This is a genomic window from Tsukamurella sp. TY48 (genome assembly GCF_019656655.1).
In the GTDB taxonomy this organism is placed as follows: Bacteria; Actinomycetota; Actinomycetes; order Mycobacteriales; family Mycobacteriaceae; genus Tsukamurella; species Tsukamurella strandjordii.
Window position 1 is genome coordinate 842073 of record NZ_BPMV01000001.1, and the last position, 12903, is coordinate 854975.

Consider the following 12903-nt stretch of genomic DNA (forward strand, 5'->3'; position numbering starts at 1 on the left):
AGATGATTCCCATGCCCGCCACCCACGACGTCTTCAATCAGGCCACCCCGCTCGTCGATTACGACGCCGCGCAGTACCCGCCGCTGCTGGACGCGGTGCGGTCCGCCGGAGCCACTGATTCGCTGGAGGAGATCCACGCGACCGGGCGGCGCGCGGGCAGCGCCGAGGCGATCGAGTGGGGCGAGCTGGCCAATGCCCATCCGCCCGTGCTGAAGACGCACGATCGGTTCGGCAACCGGGTCGACGAGGTGACGTACGATCCCGCCTATCACCAGCTGATGAGTGCCGCGATCGATCAGGGCCTGCACGCCGCGCCGTGGGCGTCCGACTCGCCGCACGCCCATCTCACGCGTGCCGCGAAGTTCTCCGTGTGGACCGCGGTGGACGCGGGACACACCTGCCCGATCTCGATGACCTACGCCGCCGTTCCCGCCCTCCGGCACGCCCCCGAGCTCGCCGCGCAGTACGAGCCGCTGCTCAGCACCCGCGTCTACGATCCGGTGCTGCGCGTGCCCTCCACCAAGCCCGGCCTCACCGCCGGCATGTCGATGACCGAGAAGCAGGGCGGCTCGGATGTGCGCTCGGGCACCACCCGGGCGGTCCCGCAGCCCGACGGCACGTACCTGCTGACCGGCCACAAGTGGTTCACCTCCGCCCCGATGTCGGACATGTTCCTCACCCTCGCACAGGCGCCGGGCGGCCTGAGTTGCGTTCTCGTTCCCCGCATCCTGCCCGACGGCACGCGCAACCAGTTCCACCTGCAGCGCCTCAAGGACAAGCTGGGCAATCACAGCAACGCCAGCTCGGAGATCGAATACGACGGTGCCGTGGGCCATCTCGTGGGCGAGGAGGGCGCGGGCGTGCGCACCATCGTGGAGATGGTGAACATGACCCGCCTCGACTGCACCATCGGATCGGCAGCCCTCATGCGGATCGGCACCCAGCAGGCGGCGCACCACGCCGCGCACCGTCAGGCCTTCGGGGCGGCACTGATCGACCAGCCGCTCATGCGGAACGTGCTGGCCGACTTGGCCACCGAGGCCGAGGCCGCCACCACCGTCTCGATGTGGCTGGCCGAGCTCACCGACCTCGCCCAGGCGGGTGCCACCATGCCCGACGGCTCGTCGGCCGCCGATCTGCGGCGGATCGCCCTGGCCGTCAGCAAGTTCCACGTGTGCAAGCGCGGGCCGATCCACGCGGCCGAGGCCATCGAGTGCTTCGGCGGCAACGGCTACGTGGAGGAGTCGGGCATGCCGCGGCTCTACCGCGAGGCGCCGCTGCTCTCGATCTGGGAGGGCTCGGGCAACGTGGCCGCGCTCGACGTGCTGCGGGCCGCTGCGCGCCAGCCCGCCAGCGTGGCCGCGCTGTTCGGCTTCCTCGACGGTGCGGCGGGCGCGGACGAGCGGCTCGACGCGGCGGTGGCCCGGCTCAAGGCGGAACTCTCCGACGTCGATCAGCTCGAATTCCGCGCACGACGCGTGGTGGAGGCCGCGGCGCTGGCGATCCAGGGCGCCCTGCTGGTGACCCGCGGCGAACAGGCCGCCGCCGACGCCTTCTGCGCGACCCGCCTCGCCGCGGACTGGGGCGGCGTCTTCGGCACCCTGCCGCGGGGCCTGGACATCGGCACGCTGATCGACCGTGTCACCCCTAAGATCGGCTGAGTGGGCAGCAAACACCTGGCGGCGGTGACGGGATCACTGCGGCGCGAGAAGGACGATCCCGAGGTCAGCTCCACGGAGCTGTTCTACGACCTGGTGTACGTCTTCGTCGCCATCCAGCTCGCCAAGTTCCTGGTGGAGAACCTCACCGGGATCGGCGCGCTGCAGGCCACGGTGATGTTCGCCGCCGCCTGGTGGGCGTGGAACTACACCACCTGGACCGCGGTCTGGCTCAATCCGCGGGCGCTCCCGGTACGCGGCCTGTTCCTCACGCTCATGCTGCTCACGCTGATCATGGCGTCGGCGATCCCCGAGGCCTTCGAATCCCGCGGGCTGGAGTTCGCCATCGCCATCACGGCGATGCAGGTGCTGCGGCCCGCCTACATGGTGGTGGCGCTGCGGAACCGGCCCGAGGGCAGGTACTTCCACAGCCTGGCGGTCTGGTCGATCGTCGCCGGAGCGCTGTGGATCGCGGGGGCCTTCCAGCACGACGGTGCCCGCCTGGCCCTGTGGGGCGGCGCGATCGCGATCGAACTGGCGGGGCCGATCTTCCGGTTCCGGCTTCCCGGCCGCGGCGCGGTACCGCTCGAATCCTGGCCCGTGGCACCGGGGCACCTGGCCGAACGGTGCCGGCTGATCGTGATCGTCGCGCTGGGCGAGGCGGTGCTCTCCGCCGGACGCACCTACGCCGATCTGGAGCCCGGATGGGGCACGCTCGGCACCCTCGTGATCGGCTTCGTGACCTGCGGCGCGCTGTGGTGGCTGTACTTCGCCCGGCACTCCGCGCAGGCGCTGGACCGGATGCGCGGCTCGTCCGAGATGACCCGGATGGGCCTGCACGGCTACGCCTACTCGCACGCGCTGATCGTGGGCGCGATCCTGGTGACGGCGGTGGGCACCGAACTGATGATGGCGCACCCCGGTGAGGCCACCCGGCTCGCCACCGGGACGGCGATCGTGGGTGGCCCGCTGCTCTACCTCGTCGGTCTCACGCTGTTCGTGTACCTCACCGGCGGCATCGACGGCACCGAGCGCGTGATCGTCTACGTGGGCCTGAGCATCACCGCGGTGCTCGCCGTGGTCGTGGTGCTCACGAAGGTCCCGCTCGTGCTGGCGGCGGGCATCATGCTCGCCCTGCTCATCGGTTTCGTGGCCGCCGCGGGCTGGCACGCCCGCCGGGTGGAGCCGGACGGCGTCACGGCCAGGTGATCACACCGCGCTGGAAGGTCTGCGAGAAGCTGTTGCCCGTGCGGATCTCCGGCCCCGTGGGGTAGCCGTACTTGCCGGACTCGCGCTTGTCGGCGCTCCACTTCACCAGGATCTCGCCCCACACCGGCCAGGTGCCGCTCGTCGGCGACCAGTAGATGACGCCGCCCTGGAAGGCGTTCATGGCGCCGCTCACGCTGTTGAACGGGCCGCGTGCCTGGATCTCGTCGGTGATCGGGTAGCCGAGCGGGCCGTTCTCCCAGCGGTTCTCGCCCCACTTGGCGCGGATGGCGCCGCCGATCTGGTGAGCATTGCCGCCGTCGACGCTCGGGTGCCAGTAGAAGGAGGTGTTCTCCTTGAAGGTCTGGAACTTGCCGCCGCGGGCGGCGTTCGACTCGGCGATCAGGGGCACACCCCAGCGGGCCCAGCCGCCGGTCGCGAAGTAGGAGACCTCGATCTGGCCCTTCACCAGGAAGCGGCCCACCTGCTGATCCGCCTTGGCGACGGCGGTCACGGTGCCGCTGATCCCCACGGCGAGGGCGGCGGCAGCGACGGCGACCCGCAGGGCGGTGCGGCGCTGGCTGAGATGCGTGGCGTGCGTAGTCATGCCTACTCCTTAGTTTCAACCTCACATTCATCATGAATCACATGAGTCACACAGGCAACAATAAGAGAGGGCGTGTCGGCGGTGACGCGCACCACCGACACGCCCTCGGGCCGGTTCGATCCGGGTGACGCTCAGGCGATCAGTACGACCACGCCTTGAGCGCCTCGGTGTTGCGGGCCGCCGGCGGGCCGAAGACGTGCACATCGTCCTCCGACCCGAAGGGCTTCCAGTCGTCACCGGGGACACCGGTCTTGATGAACTGCAGCCACCGGCCGTGGATGTCGTCGGCCAACGCCTGCGGCGCAGCATCGCCCGCGTACATCGTGAAACCGGGATCGGCAATGTTGTCGAAGGCGAAGCCCAGGTCGAGCGTGTGCATCGGCGTCTTGGTGTGGATGCTCGACGGCCAGGTGAAGTAGTAGGCGTAGCAGTTCTCGGCCTGGCCGGTCTGCGCCGCGTACGTGGGTCCGCCGAAGGCACCGTCGGACAGCAGCTCGAGGAAGATCTCGCCCGCCGTGAGCGTGCCCCCGTACACCTTCTTGTAGGCGGTGACCACGGGCTCGGTGACCCCGAGCGGCCGCAGCAGCACATCGAGCGTCTTGAGGGTGTGCTCCCCCGGGACGAACTCGCCGAAGACGCGCCAGAAGTCGGACTCCTTCTGGTTGTTGCCGATCAGCATGCGCACCGGCACCGGCCCGCGGTTGAGCCGGCTCACGGGATTGACCGGCACCAGATCGTTGTCGACCACCGGCGGGAACAGGGTCAGGACGTTGTGCGGGCTCAGCTTGCGCATCACCTTCGCCACCGCCGCCGCCTGCTCACGCGGGTCCTTATCGCGCAGCGCCGCCGCGGTCAGGTGCAGGCCCAGGGCCGGCTTGAGCGGCTCCGCCGCCTGCTTGGCGGTTTCCACGGGCGCCGCCACACCGATACCCGATTCGCAGATCACCTGATGGAACAGGCTTCCCGCGTACTTCGTGGTGGCCAGGGTGGACACGCTCATCGAGCCCGCGGACTCGCCACCGATCGTGACGTGCTTGGGATCGCCGCCGAAGGACTCGATGTTGGCCTGCACCCACTGCAGTGCCGCGATCTGATCGTGCAGGCCGCGATTGTCCGGTGCGTCGGGCAGATGGGTGAAGCCCTCCAGGCCCACGCGGTAGTTGGCCGAGACGTACACCACGCCGTCCCGCGCGAAGGTGGTGCCGTCGAACAGGGACTGCGCCGTGCTGCCCATCGCGAACGAGCCGCCGTAGAACCACACGTACACGGGAAGGTTCGCGCCGGGCTGCGCGTCCGGCGGGGTCCACACGTTGAGCGTGAGCCAGTCGTCACCCTCGATCACCGGATAGGTGTACGGCGCGGGCAGCTCCATCGACGCGGGCGGCGTCGGCCCGAACGCGGTGGCCTCGAAGACGCCCGGCAGCCGATCCACGGGCTCGGGCAGGGCGAACCGGCGCTCACCCACCGGAGGCTTCGCGTACGGGATCCCGAGGTACCGCGCGACACCTCCCACCACTGCACCGCTGATCTCGCCGGCCGGACACTCGACCTTGGGCTCGCCCATCTCCACCACCTTCACGAGGGCCGCCCGTAGTACGGGTCGACCCGTTCGGACTCTGTCGTTTGCGATTCAATCACCAGTTGCGGCACAGCATCGTGGCTTGCGGCCGAACCAGTGCCGATCCGGGACAAACGGGGACAACTTCATCTGTCGGACGTCTGCGCCATGATGGATCCATGCCGGACGTCCTCCGGGCGTTCACGCCCGCCACCGCCGAGTGGTTCACCGAATCCTTCGCCGCCCCCACCGCGGCGCAGGCCAAGGCCTGGGCGTCCATCGCGAAGGGCCGCAACACCCTCGTCGTCGCGCCCACCGGATCGGGCAAAACGCTCTCCGCCTTCCTCTGGGCGCTGGACCGGCTGGCCGATACGGCACCGTCGGACCGCCCGGCCGGCACGTCCGTGCTGTACATCTCCCCGCTCAAGGCCCTCGCCGTCGATGTCGAGCGCAACCTGCGCGCACCGCTCACCGGGATCGCCCGGGTCCGCGAGCGGCGGGGCGAGCCGGCGCCCGGGATCACGGTGGGCGTCCGCTCCGGCGATACCCCCGCCCAGCAGCGGCGGCAGCTGGTGCGCACTCCCCCGGACGTGCTGATCACCACGCCGGAGTCACTGTTCCTCATGCTCACCTCGCAGGCCCGGGAGACCCTCGCGGGCGTGCACACCGTGATCGTCGACGAGGTGCACGCCGTCGCGGGCACCAAACGCGGTACGCACCTCGCGCTCTCCCTGGAGCGGCTCGACGCCCTGCTGGAGCGGCCCGCGCAGCGCATCGGCCTGTCCGCCACGGTGGAACCGGCCCAGGAGGTGGCGGCCTTCCTCGGTGGTCCGCGCCCGGCCACCGTGGTGCGTCCGCCGTCGGAGAAGGAGTTCGAGCTCACCGTCACCGTGCCGGTCCCGGACATGACGGAGCTGGACGTGATCGCGGGCGACGGTGAAGAGCCCGTGCAGCAGGGGTCGCTGTGGCCGCACGTGGAATCGGCGATCGTCGACCTCATCGATCGGCACCGCTCCACCATCGTCTTCGCCAACTCGCGGCGGCTCGCGGAGCGGCTCACGGCGCGGATCAACGAACTGGCCGCGGGGGTGAGCGCCGGTGGCCCCAATCCCGCCGTCGCCGGCGGAGCCCCCGCCCAGGTCCTCGCGAGCGGGCAGACCCACGGGGCCGAGGCGGTGCTGGCGCGGGCCCACCACGGTTCGGTGAGCAAGGAACAGCGCGCGATCATCGAGGACGATCTGAAATCGGGGCGGCTGCGCTGCGTGGTGGCCACGTCCAGCCTGGAACTCGGGATCGACATGGGCGCGGTCGATCTGGTGATCCAGGTGGAGGCGCCGCCCTCGGTGGCCGCCGGCCTGCAGCGGGTGGGCCGCGCCGGCCACCAGGTGGGCGAGCCCAGCCGCGGCGTCTTCTTCCCCAAACACCGCACCGACCTGCTGCACAGCACCGTCACCGTGCAGCGCATGCGCGAGGGCGCCATCGAGAAGCTCACCGTGCCGCGCAATCCGCTCGACGTGCTGGCCCAGCAGACGGTGGCGGCGGCCGCGATGGACGTGCTCGACGTGCACGAGTGGCTGGCCCTGGTGCGGGGCGCCCATCCCTATGCCGCGCTGCCGGATTCGGCGTACGAGGCGGTGCTCGATCTGCTCTCCGGGCGGTACCCGTCGGAGGACTTCGGTGAGCTGCGCCCGCGGCTGGTGTGGGACCGGGACGCCGGAACGCTCACCGGCCGCCCCGGCGCCGGTCGGCTCGCCGTCACCTCCGGCGGCGCCATCCCCGATCGCGGCCTGTTCGGCGTCTTCATGGTGGGCGAACGCGCTTCCCGCGTGGGCGAACTCGACGAGGAGATGGTGTACGAGTCCCGGGTGGGCGATGTCTTCGCGCTGGGCGCCACGAGCTGGCGGATCGAGGAGATCACCCACGACCGCGTGCTGGTCTCCCCCGCCTTCGGCCAGCCCGGCAGGCTGCCCTTCTGGGTGGGCGACACCGTGGGCCGTCCGGCCGAACTCGGCCGCGCCATCGGCAGATTCACGCGCGAGTTCACCGCGCTCTCCGGGCCGGAACGGGCGGCGCGGGCGGGTGCCGTGGGCCTCGGCGAGTGGGCCACCGACAACCTGGTGGCACTGCTCGACGAGCAGCAGGACGCCACCGGGGTGCTCCCCACTGATCGCACGCTGGTGGTCGAACGTTTCCGCGACGAGCTCGGCGACTGGCGGGTGGCGCTGCACTCCCCGCTCGGCATGCGGGTGCACGCGCCGTGGGCACTGGCGGTCGGCGCCCGGCTGAACGAGCGGCTCGGGCTCAGCGGCGCCGTCACCGCCACGGACGACGGGATCGTGGTGCGGCTGCCCGATACCGACGATGCGCCGCCCGGCGCCGAACTCTTCCGGTTCGACCCCGACGAGATCGATGGCCTGGTCACCGAGGCCGTGGGGTCCAGCGCGCTGTTCGCCTCCCGGTTCCGCGAGTGCGCCGCCCGCGCCCTGCTGTTGCCGCGCCGCGATCCGGGCAAGCGTTCGCCGCTGTGGCAGCAGCGGCAGCGGGCCAGCCAATTGCTGGAGGTGGCGCGCGGCTACCCGCAGTTCCCCATCGTGCTGGAGGCCGTGCGCGAGTGCCTGCAGGACGTGTACGACGTGCCCGAGCTCATCGCAGTGCACCGCTCGCTCGAATCACGATCGCTGCGGATCGCCGAGGTGGAGACCGCCTCCCCCTCTCCCTTCGCCGCATCGCTGCTGTTCAGCTACGTGGGTGCGTTCATGTACGAGGGCGATGCGCCGCTCGCCGAGCGTCGGGCGGCGGTGTTGAGCCTCGATCCGGCGGTGCTGTCCCAGTTGCTGGGCCGGGTCGAGCTGACCGAGCTGCTGGACGCCGACATCCTGGCCGAGGTGGCGTCGCAGTTGCAGCGCACCGCATCCGGGTACCGCGCTCGCACCCTGGAGCAGGTGGCCGATCTGATCCGCGAGCTCGGGCCGCTCACGCGCACCGAGATCGCCGACCGGTCCGAGGGTGTCGACGCCCGGCACGCCGTCGACGAACTCATCGACGCGGGAAGGGCATTCGCGTACGGCGACGAGTGGGTGGCCGCCGTGGAGGATGCGGCCCGTCTGCGCGACGGCCTCGGCGTACCGCTGCAGCCCGGTATCGCGCAGGTCTTCACCGAGGCGGTTCCCGATCCGATCGGCGATCTCATCGCGCGGTACGCCCGCCGCCACGGTCCGTTCACGGCGGCGCAGGTGGCCCAGCGGTACGGGCTCGGTGTCGCGGTGGTGCACCGCACCCTCACCGATCTCGTGCGGGCGCGCCGCGTGGTGGAGGGTCGTTTCATCACGATCGACGATCCGGATGCCGCTGATGCGCCGCAGTTCTGCGATGCCGAGGTGCTCCGGCGCATCCGGCAGCGCAGCCTGGCGCGGCTGCGGCACGATGTGGAGCCGGTGCCGGAGCGCGCCTACAGCGAGTTCCTGGCCGGCTGGCACCACCTCCGGTCGCCCCTGCGCGGGATCGACGGCGTGGCCACCGTGATCGATCAACTCGCGGGCGTTCCGATCCCGGCGTCGGCGTGGGAATCGCTGATCCTGCCGCAGCGGGTGCGGGATTACTCGCCCGCGATGCTCGACGAGCTGACCACCTCCGGCGAGGTGGTGTGGACCGGCCACGGCGCGATCGGCGCCCAGGACGGCTGGATCGCCTTGCATCCCGCCGATCTCGCACCGCTCACCGTCCCGCCGCCGGACGAGCTCGACCTCACCGCCGCGCACGAGGCGATCGAGGACGCGGTGCGCGGCGGCGGCGCCTACCTGTACCGGCAGCTCACCGGCGCCACCCCGGACGCGCTGTGGGACCTGGTGTGGGCGGGCCGCCTCTCCGGCGACACCTTCGCGCCGGTGCGGGCCCGGCTCGCGGGCGGCCGTCGCGCCACCGCGCACCGCTCCCCCCGCCGTCCGCCGCGGGCGCGGTTCCGGATGCCGGTGGAGCAGTCGCCGCCGATGGTCGCGGGCCGGTGGTCGCTGCCGCCCGCACCGCCGGAGGCCGACGATCCGACGGTCCGCTCGCACACCATCGCCGAGCAGCTCCTGGAGCGGTACGGCGTGGTCACCCGGGGGTCCGTGATGGCCGAGCACGTGGAGGGCGGCTTCGCCCGGGTGTACCGCACCCTGGCCGCGTTCGAGGAATCCGGGAAGGCGCGGCGCGGCTACTTCATCGAGCGGCTCGGGGCGGCCCAGTTCGCGCGCAACGGCACCGTCGACGCGCTGCGCGAGGCGGCGGCAGCGCTGCAGCAGGCGGAGGATCGCGGCGAGCCCGCGCCGCCGCTGGTACTCGCGGCCACCGATCCGGCCAATCCGTTCGGCGCCGCCCTGCCGTGGCCCGAACGCCCGTCGTCCGGCGAGGGCCCGGGGGCGCGGCCCGGCCGTAAGCCCGGAGCCGTCGTGGTGCTGGCCGACGGTGCGCTGGCCGCCTTCGTCGAGCGGGGCGGGCGCACGCTGCTCACCTTCACCGACGCTCCCGAGGCGGCCTTCGCTGCGCTCGCGGAGGCGGTGCCGCGGCTGGGCGGGCTCACCATCGAGAAGGTCGACGGTGCGCCGGCCCTCACCTCGCCCCTGGCCGCCGCGCTGGCGGCCGCCGGATTCGCGAAGACGCCGAAGGGGCTGCGCGTGCGCTGATCCGCGTCGGGGAGGATGGAGGCATGAGCAGCGCGCAGCCTCCCGTCGACCGGTACGCCCAGCATCTCGGGATCGAGGTGACCGGCCACGGCGGCGGCCGCGCGGAGGCCACCGTCACCGTCACGGAGGATCACCTCAATCCGCACGAGACCACGCACGGAGCCTTCGTCTTCGCCGTGGTGGGCACCGCGGTGGCCGCGGCGGCGAACGACGACGAGCACACCGGTGTGGCCAGCTCCATCCACATCGACTACCTGCGCCCCACGCGCCTGGGCGACACGCTGCACGCCGATGCATCGGTGGCCGAGCGGCTGCCGAAGGAGGACATCTTCGTGGTCCGCGTGACCGATCCCGCGGGTGAGATCGTGGCCCGCGCCACCGCGCGCTTCAACCGGCGGGCGCGCGCGAAGTAGCGGTCCGGATCAGCGGGCGAGCTGCTCCGCCCGGCCCACGAGCCCGTCGACGTTGCCGTCGAAGCCGCGCCGCAGGCTCGGCCCGAGCAGCGCTCCCACCACGGGCGAGAGCGGACCGTCGAGCTGGAAGTGGGACGTGTACCGCGAGCGGCCGTCCCCGAGATCGTCGATGCGCTGGTCCCGGATGCTGCGCAGCAGCCCCGCGGGGGCCGGTTTCATCCGGTACGAGAAGCCGCGGCCCTCCTGGACGGAGACCACGATCTCGTTCTGCGTCATCACCCGGCCGGGGAACAGGGCGACCCGCATCGAGATCACGCCGCCGGGCCGCAGATCGCAGCGGGCCGAGACGGCGAAGGGGTTCCATTCGCCGTAGCTGTCGAAGTCGGTGAGCGCCTGCCACACCAGGGCGGCGGGGGCGGCGATCTCGCGGGTGTGGTCGATGACGAAGGCCATGCGCACCAATCTAGAACACGTTTCACTACTGCGACCCGAGTCACAGTCGTTTCCTTTGAGGAATATCTTCGCGAACGTTACAGTTGCACCCTGCACGTTATTGCTTAGAAACTTGAAGGAAGAAGGTAGCGATGTCGGACACCGTGGAGGCACCCCCACATCAGTCATCGTCCGCCCCCATGACCCACCGGGAGATCCTCGAGGTCATGGCCGGGCTGCTCGCCGCACTGTTCACCGCGCTGCTGAGCACCACCATCGTGTCCACGGCACTCCCGCGGATCATCGCCGACCTGCACGCCTCGCAGACCGCGTTCTCCTGGGTCATCACCACCGCGCTGCTGGCCAACGCCGCGTCCACCCCGATCTGGGGCAAGCTGGCCGACCTGTTCAACAAGAAAGTCCTGGTCCAGGCCGCGATCGTCATCTTCGTGGCGGGCTCGGTGATCGCCGGCGCCTCGCCCAACGTCGAGGTGCTCCTCGGCGCCCGCGTGATCCAGGGCATCGGCATGGGCGGCCTCACCGCCCTGGTCGTGGCCATCATCGGCAGCATCATCCCGCCGCGTGAGCGCGGCCGGTACTCCGGCTACATGGGCGCCGTCATGGCCGTCTCGATGTCGGGCGGACCCATCCTGGGCGGCGTCATCACCGACCACATCGGCTGGCGCTGGTGCTTCTACGTGAGCGTCCCGCTGGCCGTCGGCGCACTGATCCTCATCCAGCGCACCCTGCACCTGCCCACCCAGCGCAAGAACGACGTCTCGATCGACTGGCTCGGCGCCACCCTGCTCACCGCGGGCGTCTCGGTTCTGCTGATCTGGGTCTCGTTCGCCGGCAAGAACTACGACTGGATCTCCAGCACCTCGGCCGCCTACCTGATCGCGGGCTTCCTACTGCTGGGCCTCACCGTGTACGTCGAGTCGCGGGCCAAGGATCCGATCATTCCGCTGCACATCATCACCGAGCGCACCACCGCGCTCGCGATCATCGCCTCGATCGCCGTGGGTGTCGGCATGTTCGGCGCCACGTCCTTCCTGGGCCTGTACTTCCAGACCTCGCGCGGCTACACCCCCACGATGGCGGGCGTGCTCACCATCCCGATGGTGCTGGGCATGCTGGTCTCGTCGGTGGCCTCGGGCCAGCTCATCACCCGCACCGGCAAGTGGAAGCCCTTCGTCGTGGGCGGCGCGGTGATCATGGTCATCGGCTTCACCCTGCTGGGCACCATCGACCACGAGACCCCGCTGAGCACCGTGATGCTGTACATCGCGATCGTCGGCCTCGGTGTCGGCTCGCTCATGCAGAACCTGGTGCTGGCCGTGCAGAACACGGTGAGCGTGCAGAACATCGGCTCGGCGTCGAGCTCGGTGGCCTTCTTCCGCACCTTCGGCGGCGCGATCGGCGTCTCCGCCCTGGGCGCCGTGCTGGCCTCGCGGGTCTCCGATCTCACCCAGAGCGGCCTGGCCAAGCTGGGCATCCACGCTCCGGCGGGCGGCTCGGGCAGCGGCGCGCAGCTCGACCTGACGGCGCTCCCCGGCCCGATCCAGGAGATCATCCGCGCCTCGTACGGCGATGCGACGGGCCGCATCTTCCTGGTCGCCGCCGCCTGTGCGGTGGTCACCCTGATCGCGGTGGCGCTGCTGCCGAACCGGCCGCTGCGCACCACGCTCGACATGGAACCGGCGGGCGAAAAGACCAACTGAGGTGTTACTGAAGTTTCCATTGTGACGAGGGAGGCGGCATACTTGGGCGCATGACGCGCAAGACCGCCTCCCTCATCGCCCCGCTCGTCGCGGGCGCCGCACTGCTGACCGCCGGGTGCGCCGGCTACGCCGGAGCCGACCCCGCGACACCGTCGAAGTCGGGCTCGGCCGCCCCCACCACCGCGAAGGCCCCCGCCAAGCCCGGCTCGATCGTCGGCTCGCAGTGGCGCTTCAAGAGCGACCCCGTCGCATGGTTCCGCGTGCAGGGCTCGAACATCTCGGGCAACGACTCCTGCAACGCCTTCTCGGGCACCGCGACCGCGCTGACCAACGCCGCCGACAAGGTGGACTTCGGCGCCGGCGTCGCGAGCACCCAGAAGTACTGCCCCGATCCCAAGGGCACTCAGACCGCCATCCGCGAGGCGCTCACCGGCCTGCGGCAGTGGTCGCGCTCCGGCTCCGAGCTGGTGCTGACCGATGCGGCGAACAACCGCACCTGGACCTTCGTGCTCACCGGTTCCGGCGCCTCGACGGCCCCGTCGGCGAGTGCCGCTCCGTCGGTGAGCACCCTGCCCGCCACCAGCGCGGCCCCGACGGCCACCAGCTCGGCGGCACCGGCGACCACCACCACCGCCGCGGCGCGCTAG

General features: G+C 71.0%; 9 protein-coding genes. 6 read left to right on the forward strand and 3 right to left on the reverse strand.

The window, feature by feature from the left end; all coding sequences use genetic code 11:
• Positions 1 to 11: 11 nt before the first annotated feature.
• Both TTY48_RS04130 and TTY48_RS04135 read left to right on the forward strand, forming a co-directional pair.
• The gene (locus tag TTY48_RS04130; RefSeq protein WP_220656297.1) at positions 12 to 1661 is read left to right on the forward strand and encodes an acyl-CoA dehydrogenase family protein; all 1650 of its coding nucleotides are present in this window, start codon (positions 12 to 14) and stop codon (positions 1659 to 1661) included.
• Positions 1662 to 2867, forward strand: a complete 1206-nt coding sequence (locus TTY48_RS04135) for a low temperature requirement protein A (RefSeq protein WP_255585493.1) — start codon at positions 1662 to 1664, stop codon at positions 2865 to 2867.
• Here the strand turns inward: TTY48_RS04135 and TTY48_RS04140 are convergent.
• Positions 2854 to 3471, reverse strand: coding sequence for an LGFP repeat-containing protein (locus tag TTY48_RS04140; RefSeq protein ID WP_220656298.1), 618 nt, complete (start codon positions 3469 to 3471; stop codon positions 2854 to 2856). The two genes, TTY48_RS04135 and TTY48_RS04140, sit on opposite strands and share 14 nt — an antisense overlap.
• A 139-nt stretch (positions 3472 to 3610) precedes the next feature.
• Positions 3611 to 5035, reverse strand: coding sequence for a carboxylesterase/lipase family protein (locus TTY48_RS04145; RefSeq protein WP_220656299.1), 1425 nt, complete (start codon positions 5033 to 5035; stop codon positions 3611 to 3613).
• Positions 5036 to 5208: 173 nt separating this feature from the next.
• Between TTY48_RS04145 and TTY48_RS04150 the strand changes: the two genes are divergently transcribed.
• Both TTY48_RS04150 and TTY48_RS04155 read left to right on the forward strand, forming a co-directional pair.
• Entirely contained in the window at positions 5209 to 9690 is a 4482-nt protein-coding gene (locus tag TTY48_RS04150; protein ID WP_220656300.1) for an ATP-dependent helicase, read from the forward strand.
• Between the two features lie 23 nt (positions 9691 to 9713).
• Entirely contained in the window at positions 9714 to 10103 is a 390-nt protein-coding gene (locus tag TTY48_RS04155) for a hotdog fold thioesterase (protein ID WP_220656301.1), read from the forward strand.
• A 9-nt stretch (positions 10104 to 10112) separates the two neighbouring features.
• Here TTY48_RS04155 and TTY48_RS04160 read toward each other — a convergent pair whose 3' ends face one another.
• On the reverse strand, positions 10113 to 10556 hold the full coding sequence (locus tag TTY48_RS04160; RefSeq protein ID WP_220656302.1) for an SRPBCC domain-containing protein: 444 nt from the start codon (positions 10554 to 10556) through the stop codon (positions 10113 to 10115).
• A 131-nt stretch (positions 10557 to 10687) separates the two neighbouring features.
• Between TTY48_RS04160 and TTY48_RS04165 the strand changes: the two genes are divergently transcribed.
• Positions 10688 to 12256, forward strand: coding sequence for an MDR family MFS transporter (locus tag TTY48_RS04165; protein WP_220656303.1), 1569 nt, complete (start codon positions 10688 to 10690; stop codon positions 12254 to 12256).
• 50 nt (positions 12257 to 12306) lie between these two features.
• On the forward strand, positions 12307 to 12903 hold the full coding sequence (locus TTY48_RS04170) for an META domain-containing protein (protein WP_220656304.1): 597 nt from the start codon (positions 12307 to 12309) through the stop codon (positions 12901 to 12903).

What these genes read in the sequence shown, in the direction of transcription:
- TTY48_RS04130 (WP_220656297.1), top strand. Translation starts at nt 12, where the DNA reads ATGCCCGCCACCCACGACGTCTTCAATCAGGCCACCCCGCTCGTCGAT.
- TTY48_RS04140 (WP_220656298.1), bottom strand. Translation starts at nt 3,471, where the DNA reads ATGACTACGCACGCCACGCATCTCAGCCAGCGCCGCACCGCCCTGCGG.
- TTY48_RS04145 (WP_220656299.1), bottom strand. Translation starts at nt 5,035, where the DNA reads ATGGGCGAGCCCAAGGTCGAGTGTCCGGCCGGCGAGATCAGCGGTGCA.
- TTY48_RS04150 (WP_220656300.1), top strand. Translation starts at nt 5,209, where the DNA reads ATGCCGGACGTCCTCCGGGCGTTCACGCCCGCCACCGCCGAGTGGTTC.
- TTY48_RS04155 (WP_220656301.1), top strand. Translation starts at nt 9,714, where the DNA reads ATGAGCAGCGCGCAGCCTCCCGTCGACCGGTACGCCCAGCATCTCGGG.
- TTY48_RS04160 (WP_220656302.1), bottom strand. Translation starts at nt 10,556, where the DNA reads ATGGCCTTCGTCATCGACCACACCCGCGAGATCGCCGCCCCCGCCGCC.
- TTY48_RS04165 (WP_220656303.1), top strand. Translation starts at nt 10,688, where the DNA reads ATGTCGGACACCGTGGAGGCACCCCCACATCAGTCATCGTCCGCCCCC.
- TTY48_RS04170 (WP_220656304.1), top strand. Translation starts at nt 12,307, where the DNA reads ATGACGCGCAAGACCGCCTCCCTCATCGCCCCGCTCGTCGCGGGCGCC.